Here is a 20934-nt window from a genome sequence, read left to right as displayed (position 1 = left end):
TGGCGGAGGGCAATCGGTTTGGGCTGCGCCCCCGGTTTCCACGCTACCGGAGGGCACCGACAGTTCCCGGAACGGCGAAGGCCTCCTCGCCGGGGACCGGGAGGAGGCCTTCGTCGTGGTTCAAGCGATCAGTCGAACGCCTTCGCGATCAGCGCCTTCTGCTCCACCTCGTGCACCTTCGACGAGCCGGCCGACGGCGCGGCCATCGGGCGACGGGACACGACCTCGAGCTTCGAGAACAGCTCCGGGAACTTCCGCGGCAGGTTGAGCCCGAAGAACGGCCACGCGCCTTGGTTCTCCGGCTCCTCCTGCACCCACGCGACCTCCGCCGCGTTCGTGTACCGCTCCAGCGCCGCGACCAGCTTCTTCTTCGGCAGCGGGTAGTACTGCTCGATCCGCACGATCGCGACGTCGTCGGCCTCGCGCTTCGCCCGCTCGGCGACGAGCTCCCAGTACAGCTTCCCGGAGGTCAGCAGCACCTTGCGGATCTTCGACGGGTCCGGCGTCGTGTCGTCGATGACGGACATGAAGCGGCTTTCGCCGGTGAAGTCCTCCACCGCCGACGTCGCGGCCTTGTTGCGCAGCATCGACTTCGGCGTGAAGACGATCAGCGGGCGCTGGATGCCGTCGAGGGCGTGGCGGCGCAGCAGGTGGAAGTAGTTCGCCGGGGTGGACGGCACCGCCACCGTCATCGAGCCCTCCGCGCACAGCGAGAGGAAGCGCTCGATGCGGCCGGACGTGTGGTCCGGGCCCTGGCCCTCGTGGCCGTGCGGCAGCAGCAGCACGACGTCCGAGCGCTGGCCCCACTTGGCCTCGCCCGAGGAGATGTACTCGTCGATGACGGTCTGGGCGCCGTTGACGAAGTCGCCGAACTGCGCTTCCCACATCACCAGCGCCTCGGAGTTCGCCACCGAGTAGCCGTACTCGAAGCCGACGGCCGCGTACTCCGACAGCGCCGAGTCGTAGATCATCACGCGGCCTTGGCCGTCGGCCAGGTTCTGCAGCGGCGCGTACTCCTGGCCGGTCTTGCGGTCGATGAACACCGAGTGCCGCTGGGTGAACGTGCCGCGCCGCGAGTCCTGGCCGGACAGCCGGACCAGCCGGCCCTCCATCGCCAGCGACCCGAACGCCAGCAGCTCGCCGAACGCCCAGTCGATGTCGCCCTCGCGGGACATCTTGTGGCGGCGCTCCATCACCGGCTTGACGCGCGGGTGCGGCGTGAAGCCCTCGGGCACCTGGACGAACGCGTCGCCGATGCGCTCGATGACCTCGTTCGCGACCGACGTCTTCACCTTGGCCGGCACCTGCTGCTCCTCCTCGACGGAGGGGCTGGCCTTCGCGGGGTGCTTCTCCAGCTCGCGGACCTCGTTGAAGACGTGCTCCAGCTGGCTGGAGAAGTCGCGCAGCGCGGCCTCGGCCTCCTCGACGGAGATGTCGCCGCGGCCGATCAGCGACTCGGTGTAGGTCTTCCGGACCGAGCGCTTGGTGTCGATGATGTCGTACATCGCCGGCTGCGTCATCGAGGGGTCGTCGCCCTCGTTGTGGCCGCGGCGACGGTAGCAGATGAGGTCGATGACGACGTCCTTGTGGAACGCCTGCCGGTACTCGACGGCCAGCTTGGCCACCCAGTGCGCGGCCTCCGGGTCGTCGCCGTTCACGTGGAAGATCGGCGAGCCGATCATCTTCGCGACGTCGGTGGCGTACTGCGAGGAGCGCGAGTGCTCCGGCGCGGTCGTGAAGCCGACCTGGTTGTTGACGATGACGTGCACGGTGCCGCCGGTGCGGTAGCCGCGCAGCAGCGCCAGGTTCAGCGTCTCGGCCACGACGCCCTGGCCCGCGAAGGCCGCGTCGCCGTGCATCAGGACCGGCAGGACGGTGTAGCCCTCGCCGCCCTTGTCGAGGATGTCCTGCTTCGCGCGGACGATGCCCTCGAGGACCGGGTCGACCGTCTCCAGGTGGGACGGGTTCGCGGTCAGCGACACCTTCGTCTCGCCGTCGCCGAACATCCGGAAGTACTTGCCCTCGGCGCCGAGGTGGTACTTCACGTCACCGGAACCGTGCGCCTGGCCCGGGTCGAGGTTGCCCTCGAACTCCTGGAAGATCTGGCTGATCGGCTTGCCGACGATGTTGGCCAGGACGTTCAGCCGGCCGCGGTGCGGCATGCCGATGACGACCTCGTCGAGCTCGTGCTCGGCGGCCTTGTCGAGGATGGTGTCGAGCAGCGGGATCGCCGTCTCGCCGCCCTCGAGGGAGAACCGCTTCTGGCCGACGTACTTGGTCTGCAGGAACGTCTCGAACGCCTCGGCGGCGTTCAGCTTCGAGAGCACGTACTTCTGGACCGCGGGGTCCGGCTTCTCGTGCGGGATCTCGACGCGCTCCTGGATCCAGCGGCGCTCCTCGGGGTCGAGGATGTGGGTGTACTCGATGCCGACCGTGCGGCAGTACGAGTTGCGCAGCACGCCCAGGATGTCGCGCAGCTTCATCCGCTCCTGGCCGGCGAAGCCGCCGACCGGGAACTCGCGGTCGAGGTCCCACAGGGTGAGGCCGTGGGACAGGACGTCCAGGTCGGCGTGGCTGCGCTGGCGGTAGTTCAGCGGGTCGGTGTCGGCCATCAGGTGGCCGCGCATCCGGAACGCGTCGATCAGCTCGATCACGCGGGCGGTCTTGTCGACCGGGCCGTCCGGGATGTCGGCGACCCAGCGGATCGGCTCGTACGGCAGGCGCAGGCTGGTGAAGACGTCGTCGTAGAAGCCGTCCTCGCCGAGCAGCAGCTCGTGGATGCGCTTGAGGAACTCGCCCGACTCCGCGCCCTGGATGATGCGGTGGTCGTAGGTCGAGGTCAGCGTCATGATCTTGCTGATGCCGAGGTCGACCAGGGTCTTTTCACTGGTGCCCTCGAAGGCGGCGGGGTACTGCATGGCGCCGACGCCGATGATGGCGCCCTGGCCGGCCTGCAGACGCGGCACCGAGTGGTTGGTGCCGATGCCGCCCGGGTTCGTCAGCGAGATCGTGGTGCCGGAGAAGTCGTCGGCCGTCAGCTTGTTGTTGCGGGCCTTCTTGACGATGTCCTCGTAGGCCTGCCAGAACTGCAGGAACGTCATGTCCTCGACGCCCTTGATCGAGGCGACGACGAGGTTGCGCGAGCCGTCCTTGCCCTTCATGTCGATCGCGAGGCCGAAGTTGACGTGCTCCGGCGTGACCGCGAACGGCTTCCCGTCGATCAGCTGGTAGTGCCGGTTCATGTTCGGGAAGCTCTTCAGCGCCCGCACCATCGCGTAGCCGATGAGGTGCGTGAACGAGATCTTGCCGCCGCGGGTGCGCTTGAGGTGGTTGTTGATGACGATGCGGTTGTCCGCCATCAGCTTGGCCGGGACCGCGCGCACGCTGGTCGCGGTGGGGACGCTCAGCGAGGCGTCCATGTTCTTGGCGATGGCCGCCGCGGCGCCGCGCAACTGCTTCGACTCCGGCTCTTCCTTCTTCGCGTCGGCCTTCGGCTCCGCCTTGGGCGCGGCCTTCGCGGCGGGCTTGGGCGCCGGCTTCGCGGGGGCCGGCTTGGTGGCCGACTGCTTGGCCGCCGACTCCGCGTTCCGCACGGCCGTGGCCGAGGGCTGCGCCGCCTGGCCGTTGGTGGACGGCTTGGCGTCGGCCTGCTGCTGCCGGGCGTTGTCCGCCTTGGCCTGCGCGTTCTGCGTCGGCTTGAAGTCCGCGAAGAAGTCGTGCCAAGCGGCATCGACTGAGGAAGGGTCGGCGAGGAACTGGTCGTACATCTCTTCGACCAGCCACTCGTTGGGGCCGAACTGTGACGCAGGGCTGCTGCTGGACACGGCTGGGGCTCGCCTCTATCCGTCTCGATCTCGATCTTGAATCCGCTGATGCGCCTACCAGGCTAACCCCCTCGGTGACCGCGATGTGATGGAACCGGCCTGTGTGAGGCGTGGCGCACTAGGGTATCGGTCACTGACTCGATCAAGATGTGCTAAGGGAACCTTAAGCGCTGGACCCGGTACAGGGTTTCCGGGCTCTTGTCGTCCGGTTCGCGTCGTGGCTCACGGGCGTTCACCGCGCCGGGTTCTCCTGGGACGATGTGGCTGGTCGAATGTCCTTCGTTCTGGGACCAGGGCCTGGTGCGGCCGCTGGTCACCGAGTCCGGCGCGGTCGTGCTGCGGTGCGACTCGTGCTCCGCCGTCTGGCCGACGCTGGCCGACTTCGAGGAGATGGAGTGGGTCGAGCCCGATGAGCCGGACTGGCTGGTCGGCGCCGGGGTGCACGTCCGGCCGGGCACGGTCCGGTGGGCGTCCCGGCCGGACGTCGAGGCGGCCGGGATGGGCTCGCTGAAGTGGCGGGCGCTGCCTTAGCCCAGCTCGTACGGCGGCTCGTGGGGGACGAGCTTGACGGCCAGGTGCAGCTGGTCGGTGGCCAGGAGTCCGGCTATGTCGCGCATCACCGGTGTGACGTCGGTGATGCCGGTGATCCACTCCTCGGCGAGCTCGCCGCCGATCCGGATCGCCTGGAAGTTCAGCGGTGTGTGGTCGAGATCTCGCTCCGGCACCCACTCGACGTGCCCCTGGAGGGCTCGCCCGAAGCCTTCACGGGTGAGGTCGACGGCCAGGACGTGCTCGTGCCCCGGCTTGCGGCCGTTGTCGCTCTCGAAGGCCGCCAGGCGGAACGACGGCGTGAACTGCACCGTCTCGCCCCGCCCGAAGGTCTGCTTCTCGAGAGCGGCATCGGCGACGGCGGGCGAGCAGGACAGGTAGACCCGGACGGTGTTCCCCGTCTGCGCCGCCCGGACCTGCCGGTCAGGCACCCGCTTCTCCTCGAACATGCCCGCCATGCTCCCAGGTTTCGGCCCTTCGGGCCTCGGCTCGCGTGATCGAAGGGTCAACACACGTGATTGGAGGGTCAGCTCGCGTGATTGGAGGGTCGACACGGCGAAGCCGGGTTTGTTCGGGCGTGTTGACCCTCCGAACACGCGTGTCGACTGCTCAATCACGCGTGTCGACCCTTCCTGCACGTCAGCCGAGGGACCAGAGGCGGGCGTAGTGGCCGTTTGCGGCCAGGAGCTCCTCGTGGGTTCCCGTCTCCACTATGCGGCCGTGGTCCAGGACCACGATGCGGTCCGCGCGGGCCGCCGTCGCGAGGCGGTGGGCGACCACGAACGTCGTGCGGCGGCGGGCCACCGTCTCCGTCGCGCGGAGGACCGCCGCCTCCGTCGACGGGTCCAGGGCCGCCGTCGCCTCGTCGAGCAGCAACACGTCCGGGTCCACCAGCTCCGCCCGGGCCAGCGCCACCAGCTGACGCTGGCCCGCCGACAGCGACCGGCCGCGCTCGCCCACCGGCTGCAGGAAGCCCGAGGGCAGGGCCGCGACGCCGTCGAGCGCGCCCACCGCGCGGACCGCCGCCTCGACCTCCGCGTCGGAAGCCGACGGGCGGCCGTAGCGGACGTTGTCGGCCACCGTGCCCGAGAACAGGTGCGCCTCCTGCGGCACCACGCCCATCCGGCGCCGCACCCCGGCCAGCTCGTACTCGCGGACGTCCGTGCCGTCGATCCGGACCTCGCCGCCGGTGACGTCGTAGAAGCGCGCCACCAGCTTCACCGCCGTCGACTTCCCCGCGCCGGTCGCGCCGACCAGCGCGATCGTCTCCCCGGCCGCGACGTCCAGCGAGAACTGCTCCAGCGCCTTCGTCTCGGCGCCGGTGTAGGCGAAGTCGACCTCCTTGAACGAAACTTCGCCACGCAGCCGCTCGGGCACCGCCACCGGCTGCTCGGCCGCCGGCACCGACGTCGGCGTCCGCAGCAGGTCGCCGATGCGGTTCAGGCCGACGCGCGCCTGCTGGTAGCCGTCGAACACCGCCGACAGCTGCTGGATCGGCGAGAAGAACTGCTGCAGGTACAGCAGGAACGCGAGCAGCACACCGGCCGACAGCGTGCCCGCCGAGACGCGGTTCGCACCCGCCACCAGCACCGTCGTCGTCGCCAGGTCCGACAGCAGCGCCACGAGCGGGAAGTAGGTCGCGACGTACCGCTGGGCCCGCAGCCGCGAGCGCCGGTAGTCGTCGCTGCGCGAAGCGAACGCTTCCGCGGAGCGGTCTTCGCGCGTGTACGCCTGTGCGACGCGCAACCCGCTGACGTTCTCCTGCATGTCCGCGTTCACGACGCTGACCCGTTCGCGGGCCTCGTTGTACGCCTTCGACGCCGACCGCCGGAAGATGACCGTGGCCACCGCCAGGACCGGCACCATCGCCAGCGCGTACAGCGCCAGCCCGGCGTCGGTGACCAGCAGCGCGGCGGTGATCCCGGCCAGCGTCAGCGCGCTGACCACCGCGGTGGCGAGCCCGGTCTGCAGGAACGTCGAGAGCGCGTCGACGTCCGTCGTCATCCGGGTCATGATCTTCCCGGACAGCTCCCGCTCGTAGTAGTCGAGCCCGAGCCGTTGCAGGTGCGCGTAGCTGCGGACGCGCAGCGCGTACAGCACCGTCTCGCCCACCCTCGAGGTCAGCCGCGTCTGCGCGAAGACCACCAGCCAGTCGGCCGCGATCACCGCGGCACCGATCCCAGCGGCCAGCCAGATCATCCACTCGATACCCGTGCGGACGCCGTGGTCGACGCCGAACTGGTACAGCCCCGGCAGCGCGATCGACGCCAGCGCGTCCGCCGCCACCAGCGCGATCACCACGGCCAACGGCCAGCGGACCGGCCGCAGCAGCCCGGCCAGCCGGAACTTCGGGTCGGGTGCGGTGACGTCCGCGCCGGGCAGCCGCGGCTCGTCGACGGCCGGCGGGAGCTTGCGCACGCCTTCGATCAGCTCCGGCGTCGGCGGGACGTCGAGGCCGCCGCCTCCGCCGACGAATCCGCTGCTGTTCGTGTCACCGCTGCGCATTCGCGCGGCTTCGGCCAGGGCGTCGACTTCGTCGCGGCTCTCGTCCCGCGGCCACAGCGACGGCGTGACCCCGTCCTGGCCGCAGTCCAAGCCTTCGCAGCGGTGCTTTTCCTCGACGTCGTCGCCCGGGCCCGCCACCAGCTCGCGGAACAGCGGGCACCGCGCCATCAGCTCGGCCTCGGTGCCGACGTCGACGACGCGGCCTTCGTCGAGCACCGCGATCCGGTCGGCCAGCGCCAGGGTGGAACGCCGGTGCGCGATCAGCAGGGTGGTCCGGGTCGCGGTGACCGACCGCAGCGTGTCGTGGATCGCCGCCTCGGTGACGGTGTCGATGGCCGACGTCGCGTCGTCGAGGACGAGCAGCCGGGGGTCGGTGATCAGCGCCCTGGCCAGCCCGAGCCGCTGCCGCTGGCCGCCCGAGAGCGTGAGCCCGCGCTCGCCGACCAGCGTGTCGTAGCCGTCCGGCAGCGCGCGGATGAAGCCGTCCGCCTCCGCCGCCCTGGCCGCCGCGACGACTTCTTCGTCGCTCGCGTCCGGGCGGCCGTAGGCGATGTTGTCGCGGATCGACGAGGAGAACAGGAACGCCTCCTCGAACACCACGCCGATCGCCTGCCGCAGCTGCCGCAACGGGACGTCGCGGACGTCGAGGCCGCCGACCCGCACCGCGCCCGCGTGGACGTCGTAGAACCGGGGCAGCAGCAACGAGATCGTCGACTTCCCGGAGCCCGCGGTGCCGACCAGCGCGAGGGTTTCGCCCGGGTTCGCGGTGACCGAAAGCCCGTCCAGTACCGGTTCGCTGCGTGTGTAGCCGAACCGGACGCCGTCGAGCTCGACGCCGAGCGGGCCGTCCGGCAGCGGCCGCGCGTCCGGCGCGTCGACGACCTCGGGCTGCGCGTCGATCAGCTCGTACACCCGCTCCGCGCCCGCGCGGGTGAGCTGGGCCTGCACGACCAGGCCGGACAGCATCCGGGCCGGGCCGATCAGCGTGGCGAGGTAGGTCGCGAAAGCCAGGAACGTGCCGAGGGTGATGGACCCGTTCAGCGCGAGGACGCCGCCGATGCCGAGCACGGCGACCTGGCCGGCGGCGGGCAGGGAGGCGGTGGTCGCCGTCGGGACCGCCGCGAGCTTCGCCGCGCGAAGCCGCTCCGCGAACAACTTGCGCGCGGTGCCTTCCAGCTTCGAGACTTCCCGCGTCTCCTGACCGAACCCCTTGACCACCCGGACGCCGGTGACGGTCTCCTCGACCTGCTGCGCGACGTCCGCCGCGCGCTGCTGCGCCGACCACGTCGCCGGGAAGAGCCGCTTGCGGCTGCGCGTCACGATGATGCCGACCGCGGGTGTAACGACCAGCGCGATCAACGTCAGCACCGGGGACAGCCACAGCATCGCGCCGAAGGAGAGCACCGCGAAGACGACCGAGCCGAACGACAGCGGGACCTGCATCAGGATGCCGGTGACCAGCTGCAGGTCGGAGATCGCGCGCGAGGCGACCTGGCCGGTGCGCAGCGCGTCCTGCTTTCCGCCGTCCAGCCGCGAAACGGCGTTGAACACACGCTGCCGCAGGTCGTGCTGGACGTCGAGGGCGAGCTTCCCGCCGACGTAACGCCGCACGAACGCGGTGCCGAAGGCGACGAGCTGCAGCGTGATCAGGAAGACGGCGATACCGGGCAGCCCGCCGGTCTGCCCCGCCACCGCGTCGTCCACCGCCGTGCGCACCAGCAGCGGGCTCACGGCCTGCACGCCGACGCTGAGCGTGGCGGCGACCAGTGACAGCACGACGAGCACGCGGTGCTCCCACGCCGCGGCCGACAGCCGGCGGATCCAGCCGGCTGTCTCGGCGCGTGGGAGCTCTTGACGGGAGCGAGGCGCGGTGACAGTCACGTTGTGACAGTAAGCGCCACCACCGACAAAATATTTCCTCGAATGCCGTGAAGGCCTCCTTACCGGCCATAAGAGCCGGTAAGGAGGCCTTCACGGACCACCGCGGAACTACGTGATGTCGCGCTTCTGGTTGCCCGCCCAGCCGAGGCCGAAGAAGAGCATCGTCCACGCGAGGAAGATCAGCGCCGAAGCCCACCACGAGAGGACGCCGGGCGCGCCCGCCGTCAGCTGCAGCACCAGCTGCGAACCCGAGCTGACGCTGGCCGGCAGGGCGAGCGAGTTGAACCCGAAGGCGTCCGCCGCGATGCCGCCGACGATCCCGTTCGCGGTCCCGTTCGGCAGGATCCCGCCCAGGATGCGGACGTCGGCCCAGCCCCAGAACGCGATCACCAGGACGTTTTCCACGATCAGGAACCACACCAGCAGCAGCACCACGGCCAGCGGCACGCTGCGCAGCACCGCGCCGAACCCGATGCCGAACAACGTCACCAGCACCCCGGCCAGCACCGTCCCGCCGAGCGCGGCCAGCCACTGGCCCGCGGACGGCCAGCGGCCCGAGTCGACCGACGCCATGACCGCGCCCGCCGAGACGCCGAAGCTGACCACGCCGTAGATGGCGCCCCACACGACGTACGTGAGCATCTTCGCGGTCAGCGCCGAGATCCGGTTCGGCGCGGTGAGGAACGTCGTCGTGATCGTCTTGCTGCGGTACTCGCCGGCCAGGGCGAAGACACCGAACAGCGCCGGGACGAGCTGCGCGATGTTGACGCCGTGCGCCAGCGCCAGCAGCCCCACCGGGATCTTGTCGGGGTCGAGGCCGATCGATTCGCTGACCTGCTTGGCGTCGCCGCTGCCCAGGAAGTCCGCGAAGTTGTTCGTCAGGCTGCCCCACGCGAAGGTCAGCCAGAACGCCACCAGCACCAGCGGGATCAGCAGCACCCACCACGTGTTCAGCGAGAGCGTCTTGCGGAACTCCGCCTTGATCAGGTTCCCCATCACTGCTGCGGACCTCCCCAGTACTGCTGCTGGTGCTGCTGCGGACCCGGCGGCGGGCCCTGCTGGTAGTGCTGCTGCGGCGGATAGCCGGGCGGCGGGCCCTGGTACTGCGGCTGCGGCGGGTAACCCGGCGGCGGCTGGCCCGGCGCGCCGGTGTACTGACCCTGCGTCAGCTGGAAGAACATCCGCTCCAGGTCGGCGTGGTCCTCCTGCATCCCGTAGACCGCGATCCCGGCCTTCGCGGCGATGTCACCGATCTGCTGGACGCTCGAGCCGGCGACCGAGACGCGGCCGTCCGGCGTCGGCGAAACCCCGGTGATGCCGTTCTCCTGCAACGCCTTCACCAGCGCCGACGGGTCCGCCGGCTGCACCAGCACCCGCGACTGCTGGCTCCGGCGCAGCTGCTCCAGCGGCCCGTAGTACCGCGTGACGCCCTGGCTGATGATCACGACCTGGTCGATCAGCTGCTCGACCTCGTTGAGCAGGTGGCTCGACACCAGGACCGTCCGGCCCTGCTCACGGGCGTACGACCGGAGGAAGTTGCGCAGCCACAGGATGCCCTCCGGATCGAGGCCGTTCGTCGGCTCGTCGAGCACCAGCACCTGCGGGTCACCGAGCAACGCCGTCGCGAGCGCCAGCCGCTGCCGCATGCCGAGCGAGAAGCCGCCCGCCTTCCGGTCCGCGGCGCTGCCCAGGCCCACCAGGCCGAGCACCTCGTCCGCCCGCCGGTCCGGCACCCCGATGGCCGCGGCGTACACCCGGAGGTGGTTGCGCGCGGTCCGGCTCGGGTGGAACCCCTCGTTCTCGAGCACCGAGCCGACCACCCGCGCCGGGTTCCCCAGCTGCGAGTGCGGACGGCCGTTGATCGTCGCCATCCCCGACGTGGGCGTCACCAGCCCGAGCAGCATGCGCAACGTCGTCGTCTTGCCGGCGCCGTTCGGCCCCAGGAAGCCCGTCACCGAACCCGGCTCCACCGTGAAGCTGAGGTTCTGCACCGCGTTCACCGCGCCGAACTGCTTGCTCAGGTTCTGCACCACAATCCGGCCACTGCCGTCGTGCATACCGTCCCCTAACGTTCCCCGCTTGATGCGGCGTCATCCTGCCCTACCGGCGCCGGACGCGCGCACGGAACGCGCGAACCCGCGCAGAGCGACCTTCGTCACTTTCCGCTACCGCCGGGGGCGCTGACCTGAGGTTTCGCGGGGCCGGTCAGATCAACTTGGTAAAGAATTCGTGCGACTTGCCGACCCGGTGCAGCGAAGTCAGCCCGCGACCTCTAAGCTAGGTATCGGCGGCCCGCTCCCAGTGACCCCCAGGCTGGTTGAGCGGGTCGCCCCTTCGTCTCCGCTTCGCTTCGACTTCGTCGTATTGCCCGGGGGCCGAGCCCCCGGAGCCCCCACGGTGCCTCGCGCTCGGCTACCAGCGTGGTCCTTGTGCCCGCGTCACCGCAGGTCGTGTGGCATCGTGACGCGATGCGGATCTTGCTCGTGGAGGACGAACGGCGGCTGGCCGAGGCGCTGCGGGCCGGGCTGACCGCCGAGGGGTACGCCGTCGATGTCGCCCACAACGGGCGAGATGCCCTCTGGCACGCCACCGAACACCCCTACGCCGCCATCGTCCTGGACATCATGCTGCCGGGGCTGAACGGCTACCGCGTCTGCCGGCGGCTGCGGGAGCAGGGGAACAGCACCCCGATCCTCATGCTCACCGCCAAGGACGGCGAGGACGACGAGATCGAGGCCCTCGACACCGGGGCCGACGACTTCCTCCCCAAGCCCTTCTCCTACGGCGTCCTCCTCTCGCGGCTGCGCGCCCTCATCCGCCGCGGCGGCGCCACCCGGCCGGGCGTCCTCAAACTGGGGGACCTCGAGCTCGACCAGGCGAGCCGGACCTGCCGGCGCGGCACGGCGGACATCACGCTCACCGGCAAGGAGTTCGCCCTCCTCGCCTACCTCATGCAGCGGCCCGGGCAGGTCGTCACCAAGGCCGAGCTGCTCGACAACCTCTGGGACTTCGCCGCTTCCGCGACGGCCAACCTGGTGGAGGTGCACGTCAGCGCGCTGCGGCGCAAGATCGACGTCCCGTTCGGGGCCGAAACCATCCGGACGGTCCGCGGCGCCGGTTACCACGTGGTGACCGCGGGTGCCTGACTTCCGGCGCTCGACCCGGTTCCGCGTCGCCGTCACGGCCTTCGCCGCGTCCGCGGTGGCGCTCGGGGCGGTGTCGGTGTGGTTCGTGCTCCAGGCGCAGAGCCGCCTCGAGAACGCCGCCACGCAGCTCGCCGACGCCCATGCCGACGCGATCGTCCAGCTGCTGAACACCGGCGCCCGGCCCGGCGACCTCGCGCTGCTCGTCCGCGACTCGATCTACGAGGTCAAGGACAAGCAGGGCGCGTCGGTCGCGTCCTGCCCGGTCCTGCGCGAAGCAACACTGGCCGCTTACGACACCGAGGTCACCCTGCGGCCGTACCAGTACGACCGGTCCGCGCGGGCGTCCGTCGGCTGCGCGCCCGAGCTGCGCGGGCTCGACGACGACCTCACCCTGCACGTCGTGCACGCCTACAGCGGCGACAGCAAGTACGACGTCTACGCCGGCGTGCAGCTCGATCCCGAGGGACAGGCAGCGGTCGACTCCGTCCGCACCGTGCTGACGGCGGGCGTGCCCGCGGTCGCACTGCTCATCGGCGTCATCGCGTGGCTCGCCGTCCGGCGGTCGCTGCGTCCGGTCGAGGCCATCCGCGGCGAGGTCGCCGAGATCGGCGCGCACGACCTCGGCCGCCGCGTCCCGGACCCGCGCACCGGCGACGAGATCGCGCGGCTGGCCGGGACGATGAACACCATGCTCGCCCGGCTCGACGAGGCCGTCACCCGGCAGAGCCGGTTCGCCTCCGACGCGTCGCACGAGCTGCGCACCCCGCTCGCGTCGCTGCGGACCCAGCTCGAAGTGCTCCTGGCCCATCCCGACCGGCTCGACTGGCAGCACGCTTGCGAGAACGCGCTGCTCGACGTCACCCGGCTGCAGGACCTCGTCGCCGACCTCGTCCTGCTCGGCAAGCTCGACCACGCCGGCCCCGACCGGCTCGAACCGGTCGCACTGTCCGAAGTGGTCAGTGCCGTCGTGGCCGGCCGGAGCGGGGTCGAAGTCGAGGTCACCGGGACGCCGTCGGTGCGCGGTCACCGGTCGCGGCTGGAACGGCTGGTCCGCAACCTCGTCGACAACGCGCAGCGGCACGCCGTCTCCCGCGTCGCCGTCACGGTGTCCGCAGTGGACGGACAGGCGGTGCTGACGGTCGACGACGACGGGCCCGGCATTCCGGAAGCGGACCGCGAGCGCGTCTTCGACCGCTTCGTCCGGCTGGACGACGCGCGCGACCGCGACGAGGGCGGCTCCGGGCTGGGCCTGGCGATCGTCGCCGACATCGCCCGCGCCCACGACGGCACGGCGGCGGTCGAGGGCCGCAGCCGGTTCGTCGTCCGGCTGCCGGAGCTGAAGACGTCTTAAGCCCGCTTCAGGCCCGGTTCAGCGGCCAAGATCGACGCTGCGGGCATGAACATCTCCTGGCGGCCTCTCGACCACGCCGAATACCGGGCTTCCTCGTGGTTCCCGGGCCTGACCGGCCTGCGGGCGCTCGCCGCGCTGGCCGTGGTGTTCTTCCACTACGGCGGCCCGGTCGTCGACCGGCTGCAGGGCTGGATCGCCGTCCAGCTGTTCTTCGTGCTGTCCGGCTTCCTGATCACCACGCTGGCGCTGCGCGAAGAGGACTCCGCCGGCCGCGTCTCGCTGCGCGGCTTCTACCTCCGCCGCGTCTTCCGGATCATGCCGGTGTACTTCCTGCTGCTCGGCCTGACGGCGCTGGCCGTCACGCTCGCCGGGGCGTACCGGAGCAGCCGGCTCGCCGACGCGATGCCGTTCTACCTGGTCTTCGGCAATGAGCTGGTCGGCTACAACACGCCGTACCCGACGTCGTGGTCGCTGGGCGTGGAGGAGAAGTTCTACCTCGTCTGGCCCGCGCTGCTCGTGCTGACGTCGTTCGCGAAGACCGGCAAGACCGCGCTGCGCCTGCTGATCGGCGGCGGCGTGGTGACCGGTGTCCTCTTCGGAGCGTTGCCGCTCGCACCTTCGCAGCGGTGGGCTGAGCTCAGCGTGCACTACTGCTCGCTGGTCATCGGCTGCCTGCTCGGGCTGGCACTGCACCACCCGCGGGGGTTCGCCGTGTTGCGGCCGCTGACCAGCCCGGCCGCCGCGGTGCTGGTCGCGCTCGGATTCGGCGTGCTGCAGCTGTCGGTCAAGCCGCTGGGGCAACAGCTCGGCGGGCACTGGCAGTGCGTCGTCCCGGTCTACGCGGCGGGCTCGGCGCTGCTGCTCGTGGCCGTGCTCGCGCAGGGCCCGGTCCGGCGGCTGCTCTCGAGCCGTCCGCTGACGTACATCGGGGACCGGTCGTACGCGCTCTACCTCGCCCAGACCGGCGCCGCGGGCGTGACCGGCCTGGTGTTCCCGGCCGGGCTGGGCAAGGCCGTCGCGACCTCCGCCGTCGCGCTGCTCTTCGCGTGCGGGCTGCGGCGGTGGGTGGAGCTGCCTTCGATCGCCTCCGGGCGGCGGCTACTGGCAAAAGGAGAGCGGGCCCCTGCCGCGGTGCGACAGGAGCCCGCTCGGGCGGGTTAGCTCAGGCGAGGACGGTGTCCAGCGGCGTGTGCGGCAGGTCGTGGGCCACCGCGACCGGGCCGTTCGTCAGGGCGCCGTCGTGCGTGTTGAGGCCCTTGGCCAGCGCGGCGTCGGCCTGCAGGGCGGCCTTCCAGCCGTGCTCGGCCAGCTGGACCGCGTAGGGCAGCGTGACGTTCGTGAGGCCGTAGGTCGACGTCCGGGGCACCGCGCCCGGCATGTTCGCGACGCAGTAGAAGACGGACTCGTGGACGGTGTAGGTCGGCTCGTCGTGCGTGGTCGGGCGCGAGTCGGCGAAGCAGCCGCCCTGGTCGATCGCGATGTCGACGAGCACGCTGCCCGGCTTCATGCGGGCCACCAGGTCGTTCGAGACCAGCTTCGGCGCCTTCGCACCCGGGACGAGCACCGCGCCGATGACCATGTCCGCCTGCAGCACGGACTCCTCGACCGACAGCCGGTTCGACGTCACCGTGCGGATGCGGCCGCCGAAGTCGTTGTCGATCTGGCGGAGGCGGTCGACGTTGGTGTCGAGGATCTCGACGTCCGAGCCGAGGCCGAGCGCGACGCGGGCGGCGTTGAGGCCCGCGACGCCGCCGCCGATGACGACGACGCGCGCCGGGTGCACGCCGGGGATGCCGCCGGGCAGCACACCGCGGCCGCCGCTGGGCTTCATCAGGGAGAACGCGCCGACCTGCGGGGCCAGCCGGCCCGCGACCTCGGACATCGGGGCGAGCAGCGGGAGGGCGCCGTTCGCGGTCTGCACCGTCTCGTAGGCGATCGCGGTGGTGCCGGCGGCCAGAAGCGCGTCGGTCAGCGGCCGGTCGGCGGCGATGTGCAGGTAGGTGAAGAGGACCTGGTCGCGCCGGAGCCGGCCGTACTCCTCGGCGATGGGCTCCTTGACCTTGAGGACGAGCTCGCCCTCGGCCCACGTCTCGTCGGCGGTGGCGAGGATCTTCGCGCCGGCGTCGACGTACTCCTCGTCGGTGATCGAGGAACCCGTCCCGGCGCCCGTCTCGACGAAGACGTCGTGCCCGCGGCCGACCAGCTCGTGCACCCCGGCCGGGGTCAGGGCGACCCGGTACTCGTGCTTCTTGATTTCACGGGGAACGGCGATACGCACGGTCGGCCTCCTGGGTCGGTCTGCGTCCGGAATCGGTGCGGTGTTGCCACTCACGGTGAGCCACCCGGACAGCGGTGTCATCGTGCTGCGCGGACAGTTCGTCAGGTCGATCGTGGTGCTCGCCGGACAAGGCCATTGACTTCGACTTCGCTTGAAGTTGCAGCGTGAACGCATGCGAGCCGTGTGGTTGAGAGAGTTCGGCGGTCCGGAGGTGCTGGTCCCGGGGGACGCGCCGGATCCGGTGCCGGCGCCCGGTCAGGTGCTGGTGGAGGTGGCGTTCGCGAACACCACGTTCGTCGAGACGCAGTTCCGGGCGGGCGGTGCCGGGCCGTTCCGGGCCTCGCCGCCGCTGATCCCGGGCAACGGCGTGGGCGGCGTGATCAGCGCGGTCGGCGCGGGGGTGGACCCCGGGCTCGTGGGGGAACGGGTGGTGACCTCGACGGGCGGTTCCGGCGGGTACGCCGAGCGCGTCGCGGTGGACGCGACGGCGGTGTTCCGGGTGCCCTCCGCGCTCTCGCTCGACGCGGCGGTGGCGCTCCTCGCGGACGGCCGGACGGCGACCGGCCTGGTGCGCGCCACCGGGGTCGGGCCCGGCGACCGGGTCCTGGTGGAAGCGGCGGCGGGTGGCGTCGGCGGCCTGCTGGTGCAGCTGGCGAAGACAGCGGGCGCTTCGGTGATCGGCGCGGCGGGCGGACCGGCGAAGGTGGCCCGCGTGCTCGGGGCGGACTCGGTGGTCGACTACCTCGCGCCGGACTGGACGTCATCGGTCGGCCCGGTGGACGTCGTCTTCGACGGCGTCGGGGGCGCGATCGGCACGGCGGCGTTCGGGCTGCTGCGCCGCGGCGGCCGGATGGCGATGTACGGCCTGGCGGGCGGCGCGTGGGCGGAAGTGTCCGAAGAGGACGCTGCGGCGCGGGGAGTTTCGCTGGTGCGGTCGATCGGGGGACCGGAGGAGATGCGGGCGTTCACGGAGTCGGCTTTGGCGGAAGCGGCGGCCGGCCGGCTGGTCCCGGTGATCGGGCAGCGGTTCCCGCTGGAGAAGGCCGCCGACGCCCACGCAGCGATCGAATCCCGGGCCACGGTGGGAAAGACGCTCCTGGTCGTATGAGGGACTTCGACGTCGACGAGTTCCTCGCGCGGCCGCTCACCGCGCGGGTCGCCACGGACGGGCCGACCGTGCGGCCCACGTGGTACCTCTGGGAAGGCAGGGCGTTTTGGATCCTCAGCGGGCCGTGGTCGCGCCTGCCGGCCCGGGTCCGCGCGCGGCCGCGGATCGCGCTCACCGTGGACGTCTGCGAGCTGGACACGGGGCTGGTCCGGCAGGTGCTGGCGAGCGGTGACGCGGACCTGCGCCCCTTCGACGTCCCCCGCGGCCGCCGGAAGCTCGTGCGCTACCTCGGCGACGACGAAGAACGCTGGGATCCGCGGTTCCGCGCGTACCTGCACGACAACGCGGACACCCTGTGGGTGCACCTGCGTCCGTCCCGCCTGGTGGCGACAGACCTCAGCTACGAAGTGCCGTGAAGGCCCCCTTCCCGGCCATAAGAGCCGGGAAGGGGGCCTTCACGGACTTGCCGCGGGAGCGGGCGTCAGGCGCGGTAGGCCGTCCACGAGCTCTGCATCCGCGTGGCCTGGCCCGCGGTGAACTCGTACATGCAGCTGTCGTAGCTGTAGTCCATGAAGTTGTGGACCGGGTCCTTGCCCGCCGAGGTGCAGGTGTCCTTGTTCGCCGGGCAGCCGGACGTCGCCGTCGCTTCGGCCGGGGTGTCCGACACGTAGTCGCCCGAACCGGAGCAGCCGCCCTGGAACGTGTGGTACAGGCCCATCCAGTGGCCGACCTCGTGGGTGGCCGTGTCGCCTTCGTTGTAGTTCGTCGCCGAGCGCCCCGGGAGCGACTCGTCGAGGATGACGACGCCGTCCATCTTCGGCTGCGACGCGTAGCTCGACGGGAACGTCGCCCAGCCGAGCAGGCCGTCGCCGAGGCTGGCGGTGTAGATGTTCAGCGCGTTCTTGCCGCCCTTGCGCAGCGCGTTCTTCATGTTGCGCTCGGCCGACGTGCCGTCGGTGATGCCGTTGTACCAGGTGGAGTTGTTCGTGTAGTCGGTGCTGACCAGCGAGAAGCTGAAGCCGCTCGAGGCGTACGCGCTGTTGAGCACCGAGATCTGCTTGCTGATCGTCGACGCCGGCAGGTTGCCGGTCGAGCCGCTGGTGATCACGTGGAAGTACACCGGGATCGACACCGCGGCCGCCTGGGCGGTGCGCGCCGTGCGCTTGCCGGCGAGCTTGCTCTGCAGGTCCGCTTCCATGCGGGCCGCCTCCGCCGGGGACACCGTGTCGGCGTGGCCGTCCTTGCTGCGGTCGGCAGCGTGGGCGGGGGTGAAGCAGTCACTGCTGGGCGCCGCGGTGGCGCTCCCGGCTCCGGCGGCCGGGACGGCCAGGGCGACCAGGGAGAGCGCGGAAACCGCCCCCAGCTTGACGGCGTGGGCGAGCCGCTCCGAACTGCGCATGGACACTCCTCTTGCAACGACCCGGCTACCCGGGGTGGTGAAGAGAAAATGCGGCACGCGATCTTCGTTATCCACCATCTTTCGGCTGGAAAAGACAATCCGAACGATCGGCGCGATCCATGCGGAGTAACGCATAAGTCGAGCGCTACGCCGAACGGCCCATCAGCTCCAGCGGAGGGCGACGAGCTGGGTGAGCAGCGCCAGCCGGACGTCGGGGTCGTCGAGGTCCAGCGGCACCAGCTCCAGCAGCTTCCGCATCCGGTACCGCAGGGTGTTCGGGTGGATCCGCAGCTCCCGCGCCGCCGCCCGCGGGTCGCCGGGGTGCCGCAGCCACTCGTAGAGCGTCTCGACGTAACCCGCCTTGCTCGTCTCGTCGTGGGCGCGCAGGGCGCCCAGCGGGCCGAGGTCGGCGACCTTCGCCGCGGCCGCCGCCGTCGCGCCGCGGTGCAGCGTCAACGCCGTCCAGGCTTCGTCGAAGGCGATCACGCGCTCGCCGGTGAGCTCGGCGCGCAGCAGCCCGAGGGCCTCGTCGGCCTGGGCGCGCGACACCGAGAGGTCGCCGATCTCGCCGGGGGCGCCCGCGGCCGCGCGCGGAGCGCCAGTGCGACGAGACGGTCCCGTCGCGACGAGAGCCTCGCGCAGTTCCGCCCAGCCGCCGCGGCCGGGACGGTCCGGGACCACGGCGTAGAGCAGGCCGCCCAGCTCGGTCGCCACCGGACGGGTGCCGATGCCCTGCGAGATCCGTTCGAGCAGGGCCAGCCGCAGGCCCTCGGCGTCGCGGCCGTCGCCGCCGGTGACCTCGATGACGACCACCCGGTGCGGCTCGTCGGCCAGGTCCAGCTCGGCCATCGCCTTGCGCGGGTTCGCCCGGCCTTCGAGCATCGCGCGCAGCAGCTCGGCCGACGCGCGGCGCTGCGCGTCGGTGTGCGCGCGGCGCCGCAGCAGGTGCAGCGCGACGACCGGGGCGGCGTCGGCGAACGCGGCCGCGCGCTCGTCGGACACCGGCCCGGCGACCACCGCCCACATCGAGCCGAGCAGCTCGCCGCCCATCCGGATCGGCACGATCAGCCGCGGCAGCGTGCCGTCGCGCTGGGCGGGCACGAAGATCGTCTGGCGGCCGCGGGACAGCTCGCGGAACACCCCGCGCGACCGGAACCGCGCGAGCACGTCGTCCGGGATGCGGCGGCCCATGATCGTGGCCACGCGCGCGGGGTCGGTGAGGTCCTGGCGCGCGGAGTAGGCGAGCACGCGCGAGTTGGTGTCCTCGATGGTCACCGGCGCGTCGACGACGCTCGCGACGGCGTCGGCCAGCCGGAACAGGTCGCCGGAACCGGGGTCGAGGTCCTCGGACTCGTCGGCGAGGGCGTCGAGGACGGTCCGCAGCAGCCAGACGAGCTGGGCCCACGACGTCGCCGCGTGCACCTGGATGAGCGCGATCCCGCTGGCCTTCGCGGCCCGTTTCACGGCGGGTTTCGCGGCCACCGGCGGCTTGAGGAGCACGGCGGCGGCGCCCTGCCCGGCGCTCTGTTTCACCAGCTCGGCGGCGTCTTCGGGGCCGACCGTGGCGACGCCGAGCACGAGGTCGCCGGCGGACAACGTGACCGCGCCACCGGGCTCGGCGATCACGACGTCGGCGACCGCGGGCGAGTCGTCGGGCACCTGGAGTGCGTGGAGCAGCGTCGGCCCCACCCGGTCGACCACGCTGCGTACCGAGACCACGGGGTCATTCTCGCCGAGAAACCCGTCGGCGGCTCGGTAGGGTCGTCCGGGTGAGCGAAGCCCGGCAGATCGTGGAAAGCGGTTACGACAGCGTGGCCGAGCGGTACCTCGAGTGGAGCGCGCGCATCCCGGACGACCCGCGGGCGCGGTTCGTGGCGGAGCTGACCGGCCGGCTCGACGACGGCGCCCGGGTCCTCGACCTCGGCTGCGGCGCCGGGCTACCGAGCACCGCGGCGCTCGCCGAACGGCACGACGTCCTCGGCGTCGACGTCTCCGCGGCGCAGCTGGAACTGGCGCGGCGGAACGTCCCCGACGCGCGGTTCGAGCGGGGCGACATGACCGGACTGTCCTTTCCGGACGGTCGCTTCGACGCCGTGACCGCGTTCTACTCGGTGCTGCACGTGCCCCGCGAGGATCAGGGCGCGCTCTTCGCGCGGATCGCCGGCTGGTTGCGTCCCGGCGGCTGGTTCCTGGCCGCGCTCGGGTGCAGCGAGGCGAACGGCGTCGAAGAAGACTGGCTGGGTGCGCCGATGTTCTTCAGCAGCCACGCCCCGGCGGAAAACCGGCGGCTGCTCGCCGCCGCCGGGTTCACCCTCGAGGTGGACGAGACCGTGACGATGCGGGAGCCGGAGGGGCCGGCGACCTTCCACTGGGTGCTCGGCCGGCGCTGAGCCAGGGCCTGCCGGGGCGGTGGCGGGCGGACGCGCCGCCCCGGCAGGCGATCAGGGGGTCAGAGCTCCAGGCCCTTGACCACGCGGCGCGCACCGGCGAAGAGCATGCCGATGTTCACCGACTTCGGGCAGACGACGACGGCGACCACGTCGGCGTTCCGGTTGTTCCGGATGAACAGGTGGGTCAGGTTGGCGCTGTTGACGAGGATCTCCTGGAAGTAGTGCTCGCCGCTGGCGACGCCGCGCCGCTCCTTGAAGATGTCCTCGATCATCACGACGGTGCGGCCCTGGAACATGTCGAGGGTCGCCCCGGCCAGCAGGTCCAGCACTTCGGGCGGGTGGGCGTCGGTGGTCTCGACGGCCAGCAGCATGCCGGTCGCCAGGTCGACGACGCCGGAGGCCAGGCAGTCGGGCACCTCCTGTCGCATCCGCTTGACCATGAGGCTCATCTGGTCCGACATGTTCTGGCCGTTGCCCAGCATGTCAGTTCTCCTTCTCGTGGG

General features: G+C 71.3%; 16 protein-coding genes. 7 read left to right on the top strand and 9 right to left on the bottom strand.

Annotated features, from left to right (window positions below; all coding sequences use genetic code 11):
* Positions 1–128: 128 nt before the first annotated feature.
* Positions 129–3824: a multifunctional oxoglutarate decarboxylase/oxoglutarate dehydrogenase thiamine pyrophosphate-binding subunit/dihydrolipoyllysine-residue succinyltransferase subunit gene (locus AB0G28_RS15275; RefSeq protein WP_361088539.1), complete on the bottom strand. Its 3696-nt coding sequence runs from the start codon at positions 3822–3824 to the stop codon at positions 129–131.
* A 258-nt stretch (positions 3825–4082) separates the two neighbouring features.
* Here AB0G28_RS15275 and AB0G28_RS15270 point away from each other — a divergent pair, with 258 nt between their 5' ends.
* The gene (locus AB0G28_RS15270; protein WP_361088536.1) at positions 4083–4355 is read left to right on the top strand and encodes a hypothetical protein; all 273 of its coding nucleotides are present in this window, start codon (positions 4083–4085) and stop codon (positions 4353–4355) included.
* Here the strand turns inward: AB0G28_RS15270 and AB0G28_RS15265 are convergent.
* The 4 genes from AB0G28_RS15265 to AB0G28_RS15250 all read right to left on the bottom strand — a co-directional run bounded on the left by AB0G28_RS15265 (position 4352) and on the right by AB0G28_RS15250 (position 10816).
* Positions 4352–4831 (bottom strand): DUF4291 family protein, encoded by a 480-nt coding sequence (locus AB0G28_RS15265; protein WP_361088533.1) that lies wholly within the window; start codon positions 4829–4831, stop codon positions 4352–4354. The genes AB0G28_RS15270 and AB0G28_RS15265 overlap by 4 nt on opposite strands.
* Positions 4832–5012: 181 nt before the next feature.
* The gene (locus tag AB0G28_RS15260) at positions 5013–8759 is read right to left on the bottom strand and encodes an ABC transporter ATP-binding protein (protein ID WP_361088530.1); all 3747 of its coding nucleotides are present in this window, start codon (positions 8757–8759) and stop codon (positions 5013–5015) included.
* A 108-nt stretch (positions 8760–8867) separates the two neighbouring features.
* Positions 8868–9755, bottom strand: coding sequence for an ABC transporter permease subunit (locus AB0G28_RS15255; RefSeq protein WP_361088527.1), 888 nt, complete (start codon positions 9753–9755; stop codon positions 8868–8870).
* Positions 9755–10816, bottom strand: a complete 1062-nt coding sequence (locus AB0G28_RS15250) for an ABC transporter ATP-binding protein (protein WP_361088524.1) — start codon at positions 10814–10816, stop codon at positions 9755–9757. The genes AB0G28_RS15255 and AB0G28_RS15250 overlap by 1 nt, the downstream gene beginning before the upstream one ends.
* 411 nt (positions 10817–11227) lie before the next feature.
* Between AB0G28_RS15250 and AB0G28_RS15245 the strand changes: the two genes are divergently transcribed.
* Genes AB0G28_RS15245 through AB0G28_RS15235 form a run of 3 tightly spaced genes read left to right on the top strand, consistent with a single transcriptional unit; the run spans position 11228 to position 14417 of the window.
* Positions 11228–11905, top strand: a complete 678-nt coding sequence (locus AB0G28_RS15245) for a response regulator transcription factor (protein ID WP_361088521.1) — start codon at positions 11228–11230, stop codon at positions 11903–11905.
* Entirely contained in the window at positions 11898–13256 is a 1359-nt protein-coding gene (locus tag AB0G28_RS15240) for an ATP-binding protein (protein ID WP_361088518.1), read from the top strand. Before AB0G28_RS15245 ends, AB0G28_RS15240 begins: the two co-directional genes overlap by 8 nt.
* A gap of 45 nt (positions 13257–13301) precedes the next feature.
* Complete coding sequence (locus tag AB0G28_RS15235) at positions 13302–14417, top strand: acyltransferase (protein ID WP_361088515.1); 1116 nt, start codon at positions 13302–13304, stop codon at positions 14415–14417.
* A 1-nt stretch (position 14418) separates the two neighbouring features.
* Here AB0G28_RS15235 and ald read toward each other — a convergent pair whose 3' ends face one another.
* Positions 14419–15534, bottom strand: coding sequence for an alanine dehydrogenase (ald, locus tag AB0G28_RS15230; RefSeq protein ID WP_361088512.1), 1116 nt, complete (start codon positions 15532–15534; stop codon positions 14419–14421).
* A 172-nt stretch (positions 15535–15706) separates the two neighbouring features.
* On the opposite strand from ald, the gene AB0G28_RS15225 reads away from it, so the two are divergent.
* Positions 15707–16642, top strand: a complete 936-nt coding sequence (locus AB0G28_RS15225; protein WP_361088509.1) for a zinc-binding dehydrogenase — start codon at positions 15707–15709, stop codon at positions 16640–16642.
* Positions 16639–17058 carry a pyridoxamine 5'-phosphate oxidase family protein gene (locus AB0G28_RS15220; RefSeq protein ID WP_361088506.1) on the top strand — a complete coding sequence of 140 codons (420 nt, stop codon included), beginning with the start codon at positions 16639–16641 and terminating at the stop codon, positions 17056–17058. The genes AB0G28_RS15225 and AB0G28_RS15220 overlap by 4 nt, the downstream gene beginning before the upstream one ends.
* A gap of 65 nt (positions 17059–17123) precedes the next feature.
* Here the strand turns inward: AB0G28_RS15220 and AB0G28_RS15215 are convergent, their stop codons facing one another.
* Together AB0G28_RS15215 and AB0G28_RS15210 are read right to left on the bottom strand one after the other, a co-directional pair.
* Positions 17124–18041 carry a zinc metalloprotease gene (locus AB0G28_RS15215; protein WP_361088503.1) on the bottom strand — a complete coding sequence of 306 codons (918 nt, stop codon included), beginning with the start codon at positions 18039–18041 and terminating at the stop codon, positions 17124–17126.
* 162 nt (positions 18042–18203) lie between these two features.
* Entirely contained in the window at positions 18204–19760 is a 1557-nt protein-coding gene (locus AB0G28_RS15210; RefSeq protein ID WP_361088500.1) for a helix-turn-helix domain-containing protein, read from the bottom strand.
* Positions 19761–19810: 50 nt separating this feature from the next.
* Between AB0G28_RS15210 and AB0G28_RS15205 the strand changes: the two genes are divergently transcribed.
* Entirely contained in the window at positions 19811–20431 is a 621-nt protein-coding gene (locus tag AB0G28_RS15205; protein WP_361088497.1) for a methyltransferase domain-containing protein, read from the top strand.
* A gap of 59 nt (positions 20432–20490) precedes the next feature.
* Here the strand turns inward: AB0G28_RS15205 and AB0G28_RS15200 are convergent, their stop codons facing one another.
* Positions 20491–20913 (bottom strand): hypothetical protein, encoded by a 423-nt coding sequence (locus AB0G28_RS15200; protein WP_361088494.1) that lies wholly within the window; start codon positions 20911–20913, stop codon positions 20491–20493.
* Positions 20914–20934: the final 21 nt, after the last annotated feature.

The organism is Amycolatopsis sp. NPDC021455, from assembly GCF_040640995.1.
Lineage (GTDB): Bacteria > Actinomycetota > Actinomycetes > Mycobacteriales > Pseudonocardiaceae > Amycolatopsis.
Note: the sequence above shows the minus strand (reverse complement) of the source record. Positions and strands in the feature narration are given on the sequence as shown.